This is a genomic window from Proteus vulgaris (assembly GCF_033708015.1).
GTDB lineage: Bacteria > Pseudomonadota > Gammaproteobacteria > Enterobacterales > Enterobacteriaceae > Proteus.
In genome coordinates, this window is sequence record NZ_CP137920.1 from 2,388,655 (window position 1) to 2,408,178 (window position 19,524).

Genomic DNA, 19,524 nt, shown 5'->3' on the forward strand with positions numbered 1-19,524 from the left:
TCCGTTGACTCTTCTTAACCTGAATGAGTGAGACAAGAATATGAAGATCGTAAAGAAAAACCGTCACGCTATCGATTGTAGCACCACAAAATGCGTAATCGGCAAACATGCGGGCTTATTGCCCGCTTTTCTTATCACCCAAAAATCTGTACTCAATTAGATTTCAGTGATGATCTCTTCTTCAGGTAAACGAGATTTAGCTAAATTCGCATTAAAATCATCTTCTGTATGATATCCCAGCGCTACCATTGCAATAGGTTCTAACCCTTGCTCTGTCAATAAAAATTCGTGATCAAGGATAGCGAAATCCATACCTTCCATTGGAACGGCATCAAGACCTAATGCTGCAACACCTAATAAAAAACTACGTGACTGCTCCCCGCCGTAAACGGCGAGGCTTCCCACTTCTCAGACCGCAACCCTCTGTACGACGGATTTACGCGGGTCTCCATGGGCTGAAACGACGCGTCCCGCCGCTTGTAATTCCAATATGCCCTTGTGTCGGATATTGATTGCCGCATTGATATCTCGGTCATGTTCAACTCCACATTCAGGGCATTGCCAGATACGCTTATGTAGTGGCATTTCTGACATTTTATGACCGCAGCAATGACAGGTTTTCGAACTGGCAAACCATTGATCCAGTTTTACCAGATGGACGCCTTTTTCTGCGGCTTTATATTCCAGCTTTGTGATAAAACCATGCCAGCCTGCATCACCGATAGCGCGAGCCAGACAGTGGTTTTTCATCATATTCGCCGATTTCAGTGTCTCTACAATTACCGCTTGGTTTTCGTCAACAATTGCACGAGAGAGTTTGTGTTGAAAATCAGCACGGGCATTGGCTACCCGTTCGTGTACACCTGCAAGCTGTATTCGGGCTTTACGGCGATTAGCACTCCCTTTTTGCTTGCGAGATAAGGCTTTTTGTTTTCGACGTAGGTGACGGCTGGCATTGATAAGGTGGCGCGGATTAGCAATCTTATTGCCGTCTGATTTGATGGCGTAATGACTCAGCCCCACATCAAGCCCCGTGATATTTGATATCAATGTTGGCTTTGCCGGTGCTTCTACCCCGTCATCACAGAGTAGTGACGCATAGTATTTTCCGGTTGCGCTGCGGCTCAGTGTGATACTTTTCAGCGCCCCCGTAATTTCACGATGTAAACGCGCTTCAATCGGTGCGATTTTCGGGATTTTTATCGCGCCATCAATGACTTTGATCCCGACACAATGATAGCTAGATTGTCTGCCATGCTTACTTTTAAACGTGGGAAAACGGGCTTTTAGTTTCGGATTAAAAAAGTTGGAGAAAGCCACGTCAAGGTTAATCACCGCCTGCTGCAATGCAATTGAATCATATTCTTTAAGCCACCCATATCTGCGGGATTTTTTCGCCACGGCAAGCAGCGGTTTAAGGTCTTTACGCGGGTTTAAATTTACGCCGTGCCGCTGGTAAGCGTCTTTCTTGATGTGCAGCGCTTTGTTGTACGCAAAACGAACCGCACCGAACTGAGCGTTGAGATATTCAGCCTGTTCTGGTGTTGGGTAGATGCGTACTTTTGTTGCTCTTAACATCATCAGCGCTCATTGATATAATGTTTTTATTTTAACATGTTAGGGAAACATATCAATTGAGTAATCATAATGATTTACTGGCGGAATTCCTCAGAAAGCGGCACAGTGTCAGTAAACTGGTCGTGCATCTGATCTTTACGACAAAGTATCGACGTAAGCTATTTGACGGACTGATGCTCGCTCAACTGCGTGATGCATTTGACTCCGCTGCGGCAAAACTTGAATGCGAAATTATTGAGATGGACGGAGAGCCTGACCATGTGCATCTGCTGGTTGCTTACCCGCCAAAACTGGCGGTCAGTGTGATGGTCAACAATCTGAAATCAGTATCGTCGCGCCTGCTGCGCCAGCAAAACACACATTTACGGACACAAAGTAAAACGGGACTTTTGTGGTCAAGGTCGTACTTTGTCTGTAGCACCGGAGGGGCAACGATTGAAACACTCAGAGCCTACGTTCAGAGCCAGTCAACGCTTGATTGATCTTTAAAGCCCTGCGGGCTTTTCGCCTTATATCCCCGCCCGCACTGGGCGAGGGTTTACGGCGTTTTTCGCTAAATTGATAAAAGTTTGATTTTTCAACCACTGAGGTAAGTCTTTTAATACATTTTCATGATAGTTAACAAAGAAATCCCTTGCGCCAGCCATCATCGCTTTATGTTCCTCTAACGCATACCGACCATCTAAGGTTTCTTGTTCAAGGATTCTATTGGTATAAGTCGTATCAACATTTGTTTTTGTGCAGAATAGCACCACGCATCTGGGATCATTTTAGCGGGATCAAATGACTTTGCTGCATAACGTTTCATTGCGATATCAATAATTGGCATGATTTTTTAACTCGTATCATCATCTTAAGAATATATTCATTTGATATATGTGGACACTGTAGAAAATATGAGAAACAGTGGTATGACACAAAGAAGAAAACGAAGGTAAAGAGAAACCTATACCTTTTTACTCACCTTACATTAAGGTTTATTGGGTATTTTTAACGTCGATAAGTGACTGCTCCCCGCCGTAAACGGCGAGTCTTCCCACTTCTAAGGTGCGTAGATATCCCTTAATGTACCAATAATTTTAGCAACATCTGGATTATCAATATGGTAATAAATTACCTGTGCATCGCGTCTAAAGGCGACAAGACCTTCTTCTCGCATTTTTGCTAAATGCTGAGATAAAGCAGATTGGCTCAACGACACTAATTTATGCAGTTCTCCCACCGCAATTTCATCATATTTCAGCAATAAACACAAAATGAGCAATCGATGTTCATTTCCTATTGCCTTCAATAATTGTGCCGCCTTTTTGGTTCCATCTCGTAAAAAGTCGTCTTGATTAGTCATGCTTTCTCCTTTGTATGCAATGAGATGTTAGCCCCTTTCCTTTCCGAACTGTGCACTGTATAGCACAACCTAAATATTAGCAAATATTAATTTAGACACTTCTAAATTAGAAATTAGTAAATTAGATCTTGCTAATTTAGTATCTGCTAATATAATAAATTTTCGATAAGAGAGGAGGACATCATGAATACAGCAATCAACATTCAAGCGTTTTTTGATGAAGAAAGCCATACAGTGACTTATTTGGTTTCCGATCCTAAAACAAAACAGGCCGCAGTCATCGACCCTGTACTGGATTATGATCATGCCAGTGGAACCGTGAGTACAACTTCCGCTGATACAGTATTAAAAAGTGCATTAGAACAAAAATTAACCATCATTTGGATATTAGAAACTCATGCACACGCCGATCATCTGAGTGCAGCAGTGCACATACAAAAACTTACAGGAGCCCAAATAGCCATTGGTGAACACATTAAAGATGTGCAAAAGATTTTTGCTGAGAAATTCAATCAACCGCATATTTCAACTCAAGGTATTGAGTTTGATAAACTTTTAGCTGACGGTGAAGAGATCATGCTTGGGCAGATCCCGATAAAAGTGATCCATACTCCAGGGCATACACCTGCGTGTGTCTCATATCATATTGAAAATGCTGTTTTTGTTGGTGATACACTCTTTATGCCAGATTACGGCACGGCAAGAGCTGACTTCCCCGGTGGGGATGCAAAAAAATTATATCGCTCGATTCAAAAATTGTTTGCACTCCCTGAAGAAACAATCCTGTATATGTGCCATGACTACAAAGCGCCAGGGCGCGACCACTACGCATGGGAAACGACTGTTGCAGAGGCGCGCAGCTCAAATATCCATGTCCACGAAGGCGTCACTGAAGAACAGTTTGTCACTATGCGCAAACAACGTGATGCAGGTCTTGCAGCGCCTAAATTATTACTGCCATCTATTCAGGTTAATATACAAGCAGGAGAATTTCCTGAGCCAGAATCAAACGGCACACAATATTTAAAAATCCCGCTGTCTTTTAAAACTAAATAATATTTCTCCTATTTAATTAATTGGAACACAAAATGAATACACCAACTTGGATTTTATTAGCGTTTGCTGGCTGGACACTTCTCATTTTATTTGGCACCGTTGGTGTATACCGCTGGTCACGTATTTTAACTGGCCGCGCAACCGTTGGAGAGTGGCAAGCAAATAAACCACAAGGTAGCGATTGGTATCAGCGTGCTATTGCAGCCCACCGTAATTGTATTGAAAACTTACCCGTGTATACGGCGATTGTTGTCGCCATGAATTTCACTCACACAGAAAGTTATCTTCTTAATATTTTAGCAATTATTGTTTTTATCAGCCGAATTGCACAAAGTCTTATTCATATTTGTCTGACACAAACCGACAAAGTAGCAACATGGCGGTTTATTTTCTTCTTTACACAAATCGTGATGATGATTTGGATGGGAATTAATATCGCTATTAATGCAATTTAAAAAGAACATAAATAATTACGGAACGGCCTTAATAATAGATTCCGCAACATTCTTCAATAATAGATTGGGGAAAATGCCGGAAGGATCAATATAGCTCTATAATGAAAAACGACCACACTTATCATTAAACTATAAAACGCCCGATGAAGTTCATCGAGCGTTTTATGCCTAAAAAATTATCAACCTATATCAAACCAGAATATAAATTCTGATCTTCTGACTTAATTACTTTTTGTTTGCGGTCCCACTAACCGATTCAATGGTGTTATCTACGAGTTCTGTTTCAGGACGAACAATACTGACTAATTTAAAGATTAGGCTTAAAACAATACCAACTATCGTCGCTAAAGCCATACCTTTTAACTCCGCCGCACCGATCTGAATCGATGCACCACTGACACCAACAATCAGAATAATTGCCGTTAATATCAAGTTTTGAGGTTTGTTGTAATCCACTTTTGAATCTAATAAGACACGAATACCTGATGCACCGATGACACCGTAAAGCAGTAATGAAACGCCACCCATAACTGGAACAGGTACAGCAGCAATAGCCGCCGCGAGTTTACCAACACACGATAATAAGATGGCGAGAATTGCCGCACCACCAATAACCCATGAGCTATAAACCTTAGTGATAGCCATAACACCGATGTTTTCACCATATGTGGTATTGGGTGTTGAGCCAAAGAAACCGGAAATAATGGTAGAGAAACCGTTTGCGAACATAGAACGATGTAGGCCAGGGTTTTTCATTAAATCACGTTGTACAATATTGGCTGTAACAACAAGGTGTCCAACGTGCTCAGCAATAACAACTAATGCAGCCGGTAGGATAATAAAGATTGCACTCCATTCAAAACGGGGAGAATAGAATGTCGGTAGTGCAAACCAGTTAGCTTCTTTTATGGGTGTAATATCAACGACGCCCAAGAAGAAAGAGAGTGCATAACCTGCTAATACCCCAATAAGGATAGGAATAATAGCAAGGAATCCTCTAAACATTACAGAACCTAAGATAGTCACACCTAAAGTGACCATAGAGATAAGCAGTGTCTGGCTATCAACCGGTGTATCTTCACTGGGTAATAATCCTGCCATTCCAGCAGCCGTTCCTGCTAATTCAAGCCCGATGACGGCAACGATTGCGCCCATTGCCGCAGGCGGAAACATCACATTAATCCAACCTCGCCCTGCTATTTTGACAATACCGGCAACGAGACAAAATAACACACCACAGACAATGAATCCCCCGAGTGCTAATTCATACCCTAAAGGTAATAATAAAAGTACAGGTGAGATAAATGCAAAACTTGAACCTAAATAAGCAGGAATGCGTCCTTTACAAATAAAGAGATAAAGCAGGGTTCCGATCCCGTTAAATAACAATATTGTTGCCGGATTAACTTTAAATAAAATTGGCACAAGTACGGTGGCGCCAAACATTGCAAACAAATGTTGAAGGCTCAACGGAATTGTTTGTAATAATGGTGGGCGCTCTTCTACCCCGATTGCACGACGAGTCATGCTTACGACCTCTCTTTAATATGAATGTAAAATTGGTTTATATTTTTAACTTTATACTTGTCCTACTTTAAATCGCCGCATTGCTGACTACACCTACACATCGTCGTCACCTAGCAGCACCTTAAAATATTTAAAATATAGAACAAATATGTGATCCAAAAAAAAGCCGACTATCAAAGTCGGCTTAATTATTATTTTGTACCAAATATCTTATCGCCCGCATCGCCAAGACCTGGAACGATGTACCCGTGCTCATTAAGATGACTATCAATAGATGCAGTATATAACTCCACATCTGGATGAGCTTCTTCTAATGCCTTAATCCCTTCTGGAGCAGCAACCAGAACTAATACTTTAATTGAAGTACAGCCCGCATTTTTTAATAAATCAATTGTGGCAATCATAGAGCCGCCTGTTGCTAACATAGGGTCAACAACAAGAGCCATACGCTCTTCAATATTGGATGCTAATTTCTGGAAGTAAGGGACAGGTTTTAATGTTTCTTCATCGCGGTAAACGCCAACTACACTGATTCGGGCGCTAGGAATATTTTCTAATACTCCGTCCATCATCCCGATACCGGCACGGAGGATAGGAACTACTGTGATTTTTTTTCCTTTAATCTGTTCTATCTCTACCGAACCACACCAACCTTCTATTGTTACCGTCTCTGTTTCTAAATCGGCGGTAGCTTCATACGTCAGTAGACTGGAAACTTCTGAAGCCAGTTCACGAAAGCGCTTAGTGCTTATATCATGATCTCGCATCAGCCCCAATTTATGTTGAATGAGTGGGTGTTTTACCTCAACGATCTTCATAATTTCTCCTAATGTACGACGCAGCCTGACAAAAAAATCGCGAGATTATACCGCTTTTTTGCCAACATTCCATCGTTTTTCTATTGATATTGATCAAACGCACAGCTTTTAACCACACCAACATGAATAATTGTGACCTATAAAGAAGATCCTCGCAAACGTTTGCTTTGCCTGTTAGAATAGCCCCCGCACACATTTTTTCTTAACAGCAACTTGCCGTGAGGGCTCTACGTGACTAACAAATCCTCTCTCAGCTATAAAGATGCCGGTGTCGACATTGACGCAGGTAATGCTTTAGTCGATCGTATCAAAGGTGTAGTAAAAGAAACCCGCCGTCCTGAAGTTATGGGAGGTTTAGGTGGTTTTGGCGCACTTTGTGCGATCCCATCTAAATACCGTGAACCTATTTTAGTTTCAGGCACCGATGGCGTAGGAACTAAACTTCGCCTTGCGATGGATTTAAATCGCCACGATGACATCGGGATTGATTTAGTCGCAATGTGTGTCAACGATTTAATTGTTCAAGGTGCAGAACCCCTTTTCTTCCTTGACTACTATGCCACAGGAAAATTGGATGTCGATACCGCAGCACGCGTAGTAACAGGTATCGCAGAAGGTTGTAAGCAATCGGGTTGTGCATTAGTGGGGGGTGAAACGGCTGAAATGCCGGGAATGTATCACGGTAATGATTATGATATCGCTGGTTTTTGTGTCGGTGTGGTTGAAAAATCAGAAATTATCGATGGTAGCAAAGTTAAAGCGGGTGATGCGCTGATTGCTTTGGCATCAAGTGGACCTCATTCTAATGGGTATTCATTAATCAGAAAAATTCTTGAAGTTAGCAATACCCATGCTGAAAACACTTCCTTAGGTGATAAATCATTAGCTGATCACCTATTAGCCCCCACTCGAATTTATGTAAAATCACTGCTTTCATTAATTGAAAATGTCGATATCCATGCAGTAGCACATATTACAGGTGGTGGCTTTTGGGAAAATATTCCTCGAGTATTACCAGAAAACACTCAAGCACGTATTGACAGTAAAAGCTGGGAATGGCCAGTGGTTTTCAAATGGTTGCAAGATGCAGGACACGTCAGCACACATGAAATGTATCGTACCTTTAACTGCGGCGTTGGATTATTAATTGCTGTTAACCCAAATGACGTTGAAAAAACATTAGCACACCTTGCAGAGTGTGGTGAAAACGCCTGGTTAATTGGTGAAATTGCGCCACAAGCTACGGGTGAAGAACAAGTTATTATTAACTAATGAAAGTATGTGAATGAAAAATATTGTCGTCCTCATCTCAGGAAACGGCAGCAACCTACAGGCGATTATTGACGCCTGTAGGGCGAATAAAATCACGGGTAATGTGGTTGCTGTCTTAAGTAATAAAGCTGATGCATATGGTCTTGAACGGGCAAAACTTGCTGATATTCCCGCTTATTTTGTTGATCCGACTCTCTATAACGACAGAGCTGACTACGATAGTGCGTTAATTAAACAAATCGATGCTTATCAACCCGACATTGTGGTTTTAGCTGGTTTTATGCGTATTTTATCGCCTGATTTTGTGACACATTATCAGCATAAATTATTAAATATTCATCCTTCTTTGCTTCCTAAATACCCCGGATTACACACTCACCGCCAAGTTTTAGCGAATAAAGACGCTTTTCATGGCGTGACCGTCCATTTTGTGACAGAAGAACTTGATGGAGGTCCCATGATTATTCAAGCTCGCATTCCTGTTTTACCGGATGATACTGAACAATCATTACAAACAAGAATACAAACGGAAGAGTATCGTATTTACCCATTAGCGATCGGTTGGTTAGCTGAAGAACGATTAAAAATGAAGAATAATCAAGCTTTTCTCGATGACATTGCGCTTTTCGACAGCCTTGGTTAACTATTTCGTTTAAGATAAAAAGTCACATTGTGCTACAATGTAGCCCACGTGACTTTTTTTGTGTCACCCTTTTCTCTTTTTATTCAATGCATTCACCGAGGTGCTTATGTCTGGTGGTAAGAAAGTTCCACCTATAAAATTACGTCCTCTCGAACGAGAAGATCTCTCTTTTGTCCATCAACTTGATAATAATGCCAGCGTTATGCGTTATTGGTTTGAAGAGCCTTATGAAGCTTTTATCGAGTTAAGCGACCTTTATGAAAAACATATTCACGACCAAAGCGAACGTCGTTTTATTGCCGAAAGTGACGGCACTAAAGTTGGACTTGTCGAATTAGTTGAAATTGATTATGTTCACCGTCGCGCTGAATTCCAAATTATTATCGCCCCTGCGCATCAAGGTCATGGATATGCTGCACGAGCAGCAAAACTTGCGATGGATTACGCTTTTTCTGTACTCAATTTATACAAACTCTATTTAATCGTTGATAAAGAAAATGCTAAAGCGATTCATATTTATCAAAAGCTTGGCTTTAAAAAAGAAGGTGATTTAATAGATGAGTTTTTTGTTAACGGTGCCTACCGTTCTGCGATTAGAATGTGTACTTTCCAAGCGCCTTATTTTGAAAAAAAAGCCAAAGAGGCGAAACCCGAAAATTTTGTTAAACCGGGTGCGACTATTAAGCAACATGTCTGATTTATTCAGATATTAAGTATTAACTTTAACCCTTGTTGGAGTTCAGATGTCCCAGGAACGACTCTATATTGATAAAGAGATCAGTTGGCTTGCGTTTAACGAACGTGTATTACAAGAGGCTGCTGATAAACGAAACCCGTTAATTGAAAGAGTCAGGTTTCTGGGGATCTATTCAAATAATCTTGATGAGTTTTATAAGGTTCGTTTTGCCGATGTAAAACGCCGTATTTTAATTAACGAGGAGCGTGGCTCACGCTCTGCATCAAGTCATGCTCGCCATCTTATAAAGAAAATTCAATCAAAAGTGGCTAAAGCCGACCAAGAGTTTGATGCTTTATACAATGATTTGTTATTAGAGATGGCACGAAACCAAATCTTTCTAATTAACGAACGCCAAATCTCTCCGAATCAACAAATCTGGTTACGCCAATATTTCCGTCAAAATTTAAGAAAACACATCACACCTATTTTGATTAATCCTGAAACAGACTTGGTGGAGTTTCTTAAAGATGACTATACCTATTTAGCGGTTGAAATTGTGCAAGGGCAAATTATTCATTATGCCCTGTTAGAAATTCCATCAGACAAAGTCCCTCGTTTTGTTATTCTCCCAACAGACCAAGGACGTAGTAAGAAAAAATCCATGATTTTATTGGATAATATTTTACGCTACTGCCTTGATGAGGTATTTAAAGGCTTTTTTGATTATGATTCATTAAATGCTTATTCCATGAAAATGACGCGAGATGCGGAGTATGATCTTGCGACAGAAATGGAATCAAGTTTACTTGAAATGATGTCATCAACATTAAAACAACGCCTGACTGCAGAGCCTGTCCGTTTTGTTTATCAGCGTGATATGCCTGATGAAATGGTAGCATTATTGCGCAGTAAACTCGGTTTATCGAATAATGATTCCGTTATTGCGGGAGGTCGTTATCATAATTTTAAAGATTTTATTAACTTCCCCAACGAAGGCAGTAAATTCCTATTAAATAAACCCATCCCACGTTTACGCCATGTTTGGTTTGATAATTTCCGTAATGGCTTTGATGCCATACGTGAGCGCGATGTCTTACTCTATTATCCTTATCATACTTTTGAACATGTGCTGGAATTGCTACGTCAAGCCTCATTTGATCCAAGTGTTATCTCAATAAAGATTAATATTTACCGTGTTGCTAAAGATTCTCGGATCATAGATTCGATGATCCATGCTGCTCATAACGGTAAACGTGTCACGGTCGTTGTTGAGTTACAAGCGCGTTTTGATGAAGCCGCGAATATTCACTGGGCAAAACGTCTGACAGAAGCGGGGGTACATGTTATTTTCTCTGCTCCAGGCCTGAAAATTCACGCGAAATTATTTATTATTTCTCGCTTAGAAGACGGTGAAATTATCCGTTATGCCCATATTGGTACGGGAAATTTCAACGAGAAAACCGCGCGTCTCTATACTGACTATTCACTATTAACTGCAAATACTGAAATTACTAATGAAGTACGTCGCGTCTTTAGTTTTATTGAAAACCCTTATCGCCCTGTGACGTTTGAACATTTGATGGTTTCACCACAAAACTCACGTACCCTTTTAAATCAATTAATCACCAATGAAATTCACAGTGCTCAAGCAGGACATCCCGCGGGGATCACATTAAAAGTGAATAACTTAGTTGATGAAGAGCTAGTTAATCGCCTTTATGATGCCTCAGAAGCGGGGGTAAAAATACGATTGTTAGTCCGTGGTATGTGTTCTTTAGTCCCTAATCAACCGGGATTTAGTGAAAATATTCAGGTCACCAGTATTGTTGATCGTTTTTTAGAACACGACCGTGTTTATGTGTTCACGAATAAAGGTGATGAAAAAATCTTTCTCTCTTCTGCGGATTGGATGACGAGAAACCTTGACTATCGTATTGAGGTTGCGGTGGCTTTGCTTGATCCTCAACTTAAGCAACGCGTTCTTGATATACTGGATATTCAATTTAATGACACCGTAAAAGCTCGTTATATCGATAAGGATTTAACAAATAGCTATGTTCCTCGTGGAAATAAACGTAAGATCCGTTCCCAACTTGCTGTCTATGAATATATTAAATTGTTAGAACAACCCAGTTCACGAGCGTAATTTTATGCCTTTATCACAAGATGACTCTTCACCACGTCCTTTAGAAATTGCGGCTATTGACCTCGGTTCTAATAGTTTTCATATGATAATTGCGCGTGTTGTTAATGGCGCATTACAAGTATTAAGCCGTTTAAAACAGCGAGTTTATCTTGCTGATGGACTTGATGATGATAACGAATTAAGCGAAGAAGCTATGTTACGTGGGCTTTCCGCCCTTTCTCTTTTTGCTGAAAGGTTACAGGGCTTTCCTGCTGAAAATGTTACAGTCGTAGGCACACACACTTTGCGTGTCGCGACGAATGCGAAAGTCTTTCTTCAACGGGCTAAAGACGTTATTCCTTATCCTATTGAAATTATTTCTGGGCATGAAGAAGCTCGACTTATTTTTATGGGTGTTGAACACACTCAATCTGAAAAAGGTCGAAAGCTCGTTATCGATATCGGGGGTGGCTCAACCGAATTAGTGATTGGTGAAAATTTTGAGCCCATTTTAATCGAAAGCCAACGTATGGGGTGTGTCAGTTTTAGCCGCCAATTTTTCCCAGAACAAAAAATTAGCGAATCCGCTTTTCGTAAAGCACGAGAAAAAGCAGCGCGTAAAATGGAAAAAATTGCATGGCAATATAAAATGACGGGTTGGGACGTGGCTTTAGGCGCATCAGGAACAATTAAAGCGGCTCATGAGATCTTAGTTGAGTTCGGTGAAAAAGACGGTGTTATCACACCAGAACGTCTACTTATGCTCACTAAACAAGTTTTACGATTTAAGAAATTTAAAGATATTACCCTGCCGGGTTTATCCGATGAACGTAAACATGTTTTTGTTCCAGGTTTAGCGATTTTATGCGGTATTTTTGATTCATTAGGATTGAAAGCGCTACACCTATCTGACGGTGCATTACGTGAAGGTGTGCTGTATGAAATGGAAGGCCGATTCCGTCATCAAGATATTCGCCAACGCACAGCGAAAAGCCTTGCAGAGCACTATAATATCGATAGAGAACAAGCCAAACGTGTTCTTGAAACCATGCAATCTCTTTACGCTCAGTGGGCACAGCAAAATTCAAAACTGGTTCGCCCTGATTTAGAGGCTATTTTAGTTTGGGCTGTCATGTTACATGAAGTCGGATTAAGCATTAATTTAAGTGGATTGCACCGCCATTCTGCCTATATTCTTTCAAATACTGATTTACCCGGTTTTAATCAAGAGCAGCAGTTGTTATTAACAACCTTGGTTCGCTATCACCGCAAAGGGATCAAGTTAGATGAATTGCCTAAATTTAATCTTTATAAAAAGAAACAGTATTTCCCTCTCGTACAAATACTAAGATTAGCAACTTTACTTAATAATCAGCGACAATCGACAACAAAACCTGCATCTTTGCGTTTAGTCACAGAGGAAAATCATTGGACGCTTTATTTTCCTAAAAAATATCTTTCCGATAACACATTGATGGAATTGGATTTAGAAAAAGAACAAGAACATTGGCAGTCTGTTCCGGGGTGGAAACTGGATATAAAAGAGGAATCTGCTTAACAATATGATATTATAAAGAAAAAGACGCTAGTCAATGCGTCTTTTGTTGCATATATCATACAACAACTATCACATAACAACATAGGTTTGATTTGTGACCATAATATGAACATCACCAACGCAATATTGTTCAAGATTCATATTTTTTATACGGAGAAAACCGATAATCATCCTAAAATGGAATAATTAGTGTCTATGGTTATCTCCCTCATAAGAATTAAAAAGGAATAACATGTCTCAAACAGCTATCAACAATGATACTGCGGCTGCCATCAATCCGTATTCACAAAAAGTGGCACACCTACGTCAACAAATTTTGAACATCTTTCTCGAAGATGATCATTTTGTTGAAACCGTTTTAGGTGAAGCAAGTGAAAATGATAGGCTGAGCCACCATGAACTTCATGAAAAAATCACCACTGTTAGAGAATTACTACAAGATCTACACGCGGCAGATATTGCAGATATTCTTGAAGCCCTTCCCTATGACGAACGTCTAGCTTTGTGGCATTTGGTTGATAATAATGAACGCGGTGCTGTTTTAGTCGAAGCTTCTGTCGCCGTTTGGGACAGCTTAATAAAAGATATGACTGACCGTGAATTATTACGATCGGTCGCTACATTACATGTGGATGAGCAAGCGTACATCGCAGAGCACTTACCTCGCGATACGATGCGTCGCCTTCTTACCTATTTAGAACCAAGCCTGCGTAATAGAATAAGAGAAGTTCTTCAATATCCTAAAGACAGTGTCGGTCAGATGATGGATTTTGAATTCGTCACTGTGCGAGGTAATGTCACATTAAAAACGGTACAGCGTTATCTACGCCAGCGAGGCTCTATTCCTGAAGCAACAGATAAAATTTTCGTTATTGATAATAAAAACCATCTGTTGGGCGAGCTTCCATTAACCACCGTTTTAACGCAATCTCCTGATAAGCTTGTCTCTGATGTCATGAAAACAGATACCGTTAGCTTTATGCCTGAGGAAAAAGGCGAAGATGCGGCGGGCGCGTTCGAACGTTATGACTTAATTTCAGCGGCTGTTGTTGATAGTAATGGTCTTTTAATGGGGCGATTAACCGTTGAAGATATCGTTGATAATATGCATGAAGAGAGCGATACCAATATTCGTCGTATGGGGGGGTTGAGCCCAGAAGAAGACGTCTTTGCTCCCGTCGGGCAAGCGGTGAAAACTCGTTGGACTTGGCTTGCCATCAACTTATGTACGGCTTTCGTTGCCTCTCGTGTTATCGGTGTCTTTGAACATACTATTTCGCAACTCGTTGCGCTTGCAACGCTAATGCCCATTGTGGCAGGGATTGGTGGTAACACAGGTAATCAGACCATCACAATGATTGTCCGCGCATTAGCACTGCATCAAATACAAACGGGTAGTTTCTCTTTCTTAATTTTAAGGGAGTTAGGTGTCGCCCTTATTAATGGTATTGTTTGGGGAGGCATAATGGGCGTTGTCACCTTCCTTCTCTATGGCGATATCGCGATGGGTGCAGTAATGACCATGGCGATGGTATTAAACCTCTTAATGGCAGCCATGATGGGGGTATTAATCCCAATGACAATGATTAAATTAGGTAAAGATCCAGCAATTGGCTCAAGCGTTATGATCACCGCGATTACAGATACGGGGGGCTTCTTTATCTTCTTAGGTTTAGCAACCATCTTCTTGGTTTAAAAGAAACCACATTAAAAAACGCCACTGTTAAGTTCGATACAGTGGTGTTTTTTTTCTCACCATATAAACATGTTATTGTCTTTCTTAAGCATTCAATATTATGAATATCAAACCCAGTGCTATTCTTATTCACGTTCCCAATGTTTCCGAAGGGTTAGCATGGTATCAACATGCTTTTCCATCTGCGGTTGCGCAATATCTACCTGATTTCAATTTTACCTTATTACATATCGGTGATTTTACTATTGAGGTTGTTCAAGCCGATAGCAAAGTGAGCGCAGGCAAAAAAGGCACTGTTTTATATTGGCAGGTTGATGATTTTAATTGCGCACTTACGCATTTTCAAAAAATAGGGGCAACACTTTATCGAGGTCCTATGGAAATAGATAATGGGTTTTATATGTGCCAAGTCGAAGATCCTTTTGGCAATTTAATCGGTTTAAAAGGTCAAAAAGCTTAAGATACAGGGTTAATAACCACAGTGCTATCACGTGGTGTAATAGCACTGATAAAACAAACTAGACCGTTGTCGAGAGATAAAAGTAAATAAGTAATAAGGCAACAATTAGCGATGTGACAAAGGTTTTTCTAACAGAAGAACTGAGTTGATGGGTATCACTTTGCTCTGCATTATTCAGTATGGTTTTTAGTACCAAACCACCCCCTAATGCGACAATAGAAAGTGATGCAAACAGCACAATTGCGGCTAAGAGAACCGCACTCATTGAGATAGAGATCATAAATCCTCCGATATACCAACTGACTTTCTGATGTAATTATAACCAAGGATCGTTTTTTTGATGCCTTTTCTTGTTTTTATTTTCAACCCACCGAAAAATCACATAAAAACTACATTATGCATAAAAACACAAAAATAAAATTATCATTATAAATTTTATTGGATTCTAATTTTAAAAAATAGCAAAAAAATGGAATTTAATATCAAGGAAGTGGTATTTAACATACAGCAGAATATTCTAACAATTCATTTTCTATCAGAGCATATCTTTCATTATTAATACTGTTAGCTTTCTTAATTATCTAATAATAACTTTATTTATAGAATAATAATAAATTAACTTATACCTTAATTTATTATTCAATTATTTATTAAGGGTTGAATAAATATATTCAATATTAAGCTTTTTTTATTTTAAACACAGACTTCTTACTTACTTTTAATTCATATTATAATTTTATTATATATTGCATAAATATAATAAAATGAAATTTAAATTTACTCAAGTCAATCAACTAAAACAATAACAACAAACAGTGGTAAAAAAACAGTTAATAATGTTGTTTTAATTTCACCTATTTACATTATTAAGAGCTTCCTGTTATAACTTAAACTATCATCACAATATTATTCTTTCTCGCATAAATAGTTTTTAAATAACCTTTCACAGTTATTTATTTTCACCCTATTTTATTTGCTAACTTAAAAAGAATCTAATGGTGATCTTATTACTTAATATTTTTATCACGATGATTATTATAGGTTGTTATTATGACATCACAATCACACTCCACTCAGCCGTTGAGTCAACCTACGGCAAGACCATTGAATCGCAACGACTATAAAACGTTGGGTTTGTCCTCACTAGGGGGAACATTGGAGTTCTATGATTTCGTGATCTTCGTGTTCTTTACGAAAACATTGAGCCACTTGTTCTTTCCTGGCGATAACGCTTTTATTGCACAAATGCAGACATTAGGTATTTTTGCCGCAGGTTATCTTGCTCGCCCTTTGGGTGGCATTATTATGGCGCACTACGGAGATATTATTGGACGTAAGCGCATGTTTACTTTAAGTATCTTCTTAATGGCTGTACCCACATTAGTGATTGGTTTATTACCCACTTATGCCAGCATTGGTGTTGCAGCACCATTATTGTTGTTATTAATGCGCATTATGCAAGGTGCCGCCATTGGTGGTGAAATGCCTGGTGCTTGGGTGTTTATCGCAGAGCACACCCCCAAACAACGTTATGGTTTAGGTGTAGGAACATTAACCTCGGGTATTACAGGCGGTATTTTATTAGGCTCAATCGTGGCAATTATCGTTCAACGTAGCTATACCGCTCAAGAAGTAAATGATTTTGCATGGCGTATTCCTTTTATTTTAGGGGGCGTATTTGGCTTAATCTCTGTTTACTTACGTCGCTTTTTACAAGAAACCCCGATCTTCAAAGAAATGGCGGCAAAAAAAGCGTTAGCACAAGAAATGCCTGTGGTTTCAGTTATTAAGGGTCATAAGCAAGCATGCTTAATTACAGCTGCATTAACATGGTCTTTATCAACCGCTATCGTTGTCACCATTTTGATGACACCCGGTGTCATTGTTGAAGGGATCTATAAAATTGATAGAACAACGTCATTAGAAGCAAACTGTGTTGCAACATTAACTTTAACCTTAGGTTGCATATTCTGGGGTTGGATTGGTGACAAATTAGGAACACGTGCATCAATGACATTATCATGGGGCGGTTTAATTCTTACTGCATTCCATTTCTATGGCAGTTTAGATGCAGCGATGTCAAGTTTTCAATTAGCGTTTAACTATGGTTTGATGGGCTTTTTTGTAGGCGCGATTGCAACTACACCTATCGTTAGCACAAGAGCATTTCCACCATCAATTCGTTTTTCTGGTTTATCTTTTGCTTATAATATGGCTTATGCCTTGTTCGGTGGATTAACACCAATGTTAACAGGAATATGGTTAGAAAAAACAGCAATGGCAGGTGCATATTATGTTGCTGGCGTATCATTATTAGCAATTGCTGTCGCTTTCTTACCTTTAGCTTATAAAGGGTGGACAGCAGTAAAACCGACAACCAGAGAAAAAGAGGTTGCATTACAGATTGATAAAGTGAGCGGCTAGACCTTTATCAATATCAACGCATCGTTCTATCCGTCCCCGAATACAATACCGCCCTTAATAAAGGCGGTATTTTTTTATGCTGCATTCGATGGCAATAAATAAACAAAAAAGGATGCCTTATAGCATCCTTTATTTTTCTTAAACTTTGTTTTTTAATGGCACAAATTACTGTGTCATTTTACTTAGCATAGGCGCCGTGATCAGCATTAGAATTGCGATAACACCCGTTACAATACCGATTTGTAAGAATACACTGCTGTAAATTTCTAATGAAGCGTGAGCGCTTTGTACATCTTCTGGTACTGCCATTAAACTCGCCACTTTACCGGCAATAATTGCAGCCGCTGCCGAAGTTAAGAACCAAGCACCCATAATAAAGCCCATTAAACGCTGCGGTACAAGTTGAGCAACCATGGCAAGACCAAGTCCTGAAATCATTAGCTCACCAATGCTTTGGAAACCATAACTTGCGACTAGCCACCATGAAGACACAATACCCGCTTCATTTGCCATGCTTGCACCCAGTGGTAACACTAAGAATGCCGTCGCACTTAAGAACATCCCTGCGGTGAACTTATATGGCATCGGCAATCTATCACCCATAAAGTTATAAACTGCCGCTAATAATGGGCTTGCTAACATGATCCAGAATGGATTCAATGATTGGAATTGTTCAGGTTCAACGCTAAAACCTAAAATTGAGTGCTCAACGTTATGGATTGCGAAGAAGTTTAACGATGTTGGCATTTGATCGTAAAGAACGAAAAAGACCACGGCTTCAACCATCAGCAAAAACGCGACAATCATCTTACGGCGAGCAGCACCTTTCATCATAAAGGTTTCACGTGCAAAAATCAGGATGATACCGAGTGAGATAACCGCCAAAGACCAACTTGCCACTTCATTATGATGTAATAGCCAAGTCGATACAGCCGTTAAAGCGACGATACCCACCAGCGTTAATAATAATTTTAAATAATTAAGCGGTTCAAAATCAGGTCTAGAGCCTTTATCTTTGATCCAACTACGGCAAACCATAAAGTTTGCTAAGGTGATCAGCATACCAACAACACTTAATGCAAATGCAACATCCCAACCATAATTAGCCGCTAACCATGGCGTTGCTAACATAGATAAAAACGAACCTACGTTGATAGACATATAGTACATCGTAAATGCACCGTCTAATTGCGGATCATCTTTCTCGTAGCAAGTGGCTAATAATGAAGATGGGTTAGCTTTAAATAAACCATTACCTACTGCAATCGTTGCAAGTCCCCAATAAATCACGTCTTTATTGTGATCAGAAAATGCTACCATCGCATAACCAATTGCCAGTACGATTGCGCCAAGAATAATAACCCTTTTAGTACCAAGGACTTTATCCCCAAGCCATCCACCGATAGCAACAAAACCATAAACTAATGCGGTAAATGCAGCAAAAACGGTGATAGCTTCTGCTTCACCCATGCCCAGCATTTTAACCAAGTAAACGGCCATGATCCCTTGTAGGCCGTAATAACCGAAACGTTCCCATAATTCGATTGAGAAGATGAGATAAAACGCACGAGGCTGTTTAAATGCATTCAGGCTCGGTTTTTGTCCATCGTCAGGTGTGTTTGCAGTTGACACTAAAAACCTCTAATTATTCTATTACGCCTTTATATTTAGGCTAATTTTTACAAAAATTTCGTTATTCAAGACAGAGTTAAAGCTCGGTGAATTTCATACTGGATTGTTATTCTTTGAAAAGAGTTCAACGCAGAGAAAAACAAGGTTGGCATTCTATCACTGGAAAGCATAATTATCTAAGAATTATAACTAACTATTGCGTTTTATCATAGTTACAGGCATTTGTACAAAATAGTTATGCGATTAAAAAAACATC

General features: G+C 39.7%; 18 protein-coding genes and 1 pseudogene. 11 read left to right on the forward strand and 8 right to left on the reverse strand.

What is annotated here, in order from left to right:
• Positions 1-156 precede the first annotated feature (156 nt).
• Both SB028_RS11355 and SB028_RS11360 read right to left on the reverse strand, forming a co-directional pair.
• Positions 157-366: pseudogene (locus SB028_RS11355) on the reverse strand (NAD(P)H nitroreductase); the annotation flags it as partial.
• A 42-nt stretch (positions 367-408) separates the two neighbouring features.
• The gene (locus SB028_RS11360) at positions 409-1,578 is read right to left on the reverse strand and encodes an RNA-guided endonuclease TnpB family protein (RefSeq protein WP_318860142.1); all 1,170 of its coding nucleotides are present in this window, start codon (positions 1,576-1,578) and stop codon (positions 409-411) included.
• 56 nt (positions 1,579-1,634) lie between these two features.
• Here SB028_RS11360 and tnpA point away from each other — a divergent pair, with 56 nt between their 5' ends.
• Positions 1,635-2,060: an IS200/IS605 family transposase gene (gene tnpA, locus SB028_RS11365; RefSeq protein ID WP_318859379.1), complete on the forward strand. Its 426-nt coding sequence runs from the start codon at positions 1,635-1,637 to the stop codon at positions 2,058-2,060.
• A 27-nt stretch (positions 2,061-2,087) separates the two neighbouring features.
• Here tnpA and SB028_RS11370 read toward each other — a convergent pair whose 3' ends face one another.
• A complete protein-coding gene (locus SB028_RS11370; RefSeq protein WP_197672848.1) occupies positions 2,088-2,333 on the reverse strand; it encodes a hypothetical protein in 246 nt (81 codons plus the stop codon).
• A 287-nt stretch (positions 2,334-2,620) separates the two neighbouring features.
• The gene (locus tag SB028_RS11375; protein ID WP_069367561.1) at positions 2,621-2,923 is read right to left on the reverse strand and encodes an ArsR/SmtB family transcription factor; all 303 of its coding nucleotides are present in this window, start codon (positions 2,921-2,923) and stop codon (positions 2,621-2,623) included.
• A gap of 183 nt (positions 2,924-3,106) precedes the next feature.
• Here SB028_RS11375 and SB028_RS11380 point away from each other — a divergent pair, with 183 nt between their 5' ends.
• Entirely contained in the window at positions 3,107-3,979 is an 873-nt protein-coding gene (locus SB028_RS11380) for an MBL fold metallo-hydrolase (protein WP_069367562.1), read from the forward strand.
• Positions 3,980-4,011: 32 nt separating this feature from the next.
• Positions 4,012-4,434, forward strand: coding sequence for an MAPEG family protein (locus SB028_RS11385; RefSeq protein ID WP_069367563.1), 423 nt, complete (start codon positions 4,012-4,014; stop codon positions 4,432-4,434).
• Between the two features lie 225 nt (positions 4,435-4,659).
• Here the strand turns inward: SB028_RS11385 and uraA are convergent, their stop codons facing one another.
• Positions 4,660-5,961: a uracil permease gene (uraA, locus tag SB028_RS11390; protein WP_069367564.1), complete on the reverse strand. Its 1,302-nt coding sequence runs from the start codon at positions 5,959-5,961 to the stop codon at positions 4,660-4,662.
• Between the two features lie 191 nt (positions 5,962-6,152).
• Entirely contained in the window at positions 6,153-6,779 is a 627-nt protein-coding gene (upp, locus tag SB028_RS11395) for a uracil phosphoribosyltransferase (RefSeq protein ID WP_023581896.1), read from the reverse strand.
• A 231-nt stretch (positions 6,780-7,010) separates the two neighbouring features.
• On the opposite strand from upp, the gene purM reads away from it, so the two are divergent.
• From purM to SB028_RS11430, 7 genes are all read left to right on the forward strand, one after another.
• Positions 7,011-8,051 (forward strand): phosphoribosylformylglycinamidine cyclo-ligase, encoded by a 1,041-nt coding sequence (gene purM, locus SB028_RS11400; RefSeq protein WP_069367565.1) that lies wholly within the window; start codon positions 7,011-7,013, stop codon positions 8,049-8,051.
• A 13-nt stretch (positions 8,052-8,064) separates the two neighbouring features.
• Positions 8,065-8,694: a phosphoribosylglycinamide formyltransferase gene (gene purN, locus SB028_RS11405; protein WP_069367566.1), complete on the forward strand. Its 630-nt coding sequence runs from the start codon at positions 8,065-8,067 to the stop codon at positions 8,692-8,694.
• A gap of 106 nt (positions 8,695-8,800) precedes the next feature.
• Positions 8,801-9,391 carry a spermidine N1-acetyltransferase gene (gene speG / locus SB028_RS11410; RefSeq protein ID WP_069367567.1) on the forward strand — a complete coding sequence of 197 codons (591 nt, stop codon included), beginning with the start codon at positions 8,801-8,803 and terminating at the stop codon, positions 9,389-9,391.
• Between the two features lie 46 nt (positions 9,392-9,437).
• Positions 9,438-11,519 carry a polyphosphate kinase 1 gene (ppk1, locus tag SB028_RS11415; protein WP_069367568.1) on the forward strand — a complete coding sequence of 694 codons (2,082 nt, stop codon included), beginning with the start codon at positions 9,438-9,440 and terminating at the stop codon, positions 11,517-11,519.
• A 4-nt stretch (positions 11,520-11,523) separates the two neighbouring features.
• Positions 11,524-13,056, forward strand: a complete 1,533-nt coding sequence (ppx, locus tag SB028_RS11420; RefSeq protein ID WP_069367569.1) for an exopolyphosphatase — start codon at positions 11,524-11,526, stop codon at positions 13,054-13,056.
• Positions 13,057-13,288: 232 nt separating this feature from the next.
• On the forward strand, positions 13,289-14,752 hold the full coding sequence (gene mgtE / locus SB028_RS11425) for a magnesium transporter (RefSeq protein ID WP_069367570.1): 1,464 nt from the start codon (positions 13,289-13,291) through the stop codon (positions 14,750-14,752).
• A gap of 100 nt (positions 14,753-14,852) precedes the next feature.
• Positions 14,853-15,212, forward strand: a complete 360-nt coding sequence (locus SB028_RS11430; RefSeq protein WP_197672849.1) for a VOC family protein — start codon at positions 14,853-14,855, stop codon at positions 15,210-15,212.
• A gap of 58 nt (positions 15,213-15,270) precedes the next feature.
• Here SB028_RS11430 and SB028_RS11435 read toward each other — a convergent pair whose 3' ends face one another.
• Positions 15,271-15,492 (reverse strand): hypothetical protein, encoded by a 222-nt coding sequence (locus SB028_RS11435; RefSeq protein WP_069367571.1) that lies wholly within the window; start codon positions 15,490-15,492, stop codon positions 15,271-15,273.
• A 770-nt stretch (positions 15,493-16,262) separates the two neighbouring features.
• Between SB028_RS11435 and SB028_RS11440 the strand changes: the two genes are divergently transcribed.
• Positions 16,263-17,636, forward strand: coding sequence for an MFS transporter (locus SB028_RS11440; RefSeq protein ID WP_069367572.1), 1,374 nt, complete (start codon positions 16,263-16,265; stop codon positions 17,634-17,636).
• A gap of 165 nt (positions 17,637-17,801) precedes the next feature.
• Here the strand turns inward: SB028_RS11440 and dtpA are convergent, their stop codons facing one another.
• On the reverse strand, positions 17,802-19,268 hold the full coding sequence (dtpA, locus tag SB028_RS11445; protein WP_069367573.1) for a dipeptide/tripeptide permease DtpA: 1,467 nt from the start codon (positions 19,266-19,268) through the stop codon (positions 17,802-17,804).
• Positions 19,269-19,524: the final 256 nt, after the last annotated feature.

Excerpts from the sequence above, each read along its gene's own strand:
- ppx (WP_069367569.1), top strand. The coding sequence starts at position 11,524 with ATGCCTTTATCACAAGATGACTCTTCACCACGTCCTTTAGAAATTGCG.
- SB028_RS11430 (WP_197672849.1), top strand. The coding sequence starts at position 14,853 with ATGAATATCAAACCCAGTGCTATTCTTATTCACGTTCCCAATGTTTCC.
- SB028_RS11360 (WP_318860142.1), bottom strand. The coding sequence starts at position 1,578 with ATGTTAAGAGCAACAAAAGTACGCATCTACCCAACACCAGAACAGGCT.
- speG (WP_069367567.1), top strand. The coding sequence starts at position 8,801 with ATGTCTGGTGGTAAGAAAGTTCCACCTATAAAATTACGTCCTCTCGAA.
- SB028_RS11440 (WP_069367572.1), top strand. The coding sequence starts at position 16,263 with ATGACATCACAATCACACTCCACTCAGCCGTTGAGTCAACCTACGGCA.
- SB028_RS11385 (WP_069367563.1), top strand. The coding sequence starts at position 4,012 with ATGAATACACCAACTTGGATTTTATTAGCGTTTGCTGGCTGGACACTT.
- SB028_RS11380 (WP_069367562.1), top strand. The coding sequence starts at position 3,107 with ATGAATACAGCAATCAACATTCAAGCGTTTTTTGATGAAGAAAGCCAT.
- SB028_RS11375 (WP_069367561.1), bottom strand. The coding sequence starts at position 2,923 with ATGACTAATCAAGACGACTTTTTACGAGATGGAACCAAAAAGGCGGCA.
- SB028_RS11435 (WP_069367571.1), bottom strand. The coding sequence starts at position 15,492 with ATGATCTCTATCTCAATGAGTGCGGTTCTCTTAGCCGCAATTGTGCTG.
- mgtE (WP_069367570.1), top strand. The coding sequence starts at position 13,289 with ATGTCTCAAACAGCTATCAACAATGATACTGCGGCTGCCATCAATCCG.
- uraA (WP_069367564.1), bottom strand. The coding sequence starts at position 5,961 with ATGACTCGTCGTGCAATCGGGGTAGAAGAGCGCCCACCATTATTACAA.
- purN (WP_069367566.1), top strand. The coding sequence starts at position 8,065 with ATGAAAAATATTGTCGTCCTCATCTCAGGAAACGGCAGCAACCTACAG.
- upp (WP_023581896.1), bottom strand. The coding sequence starts at position 6,779 with ATGAAGATCGTTGAGGTAAAACACCCACTCATTCAACATAAATTGGGG.
- ppk1 (WP_069367568.1), top strand. The coding sequence starts at position 9,438 with ATGTCCCAGGAACGACTCTATATTGATAAAGAGATCAGTTGGCTTGCG.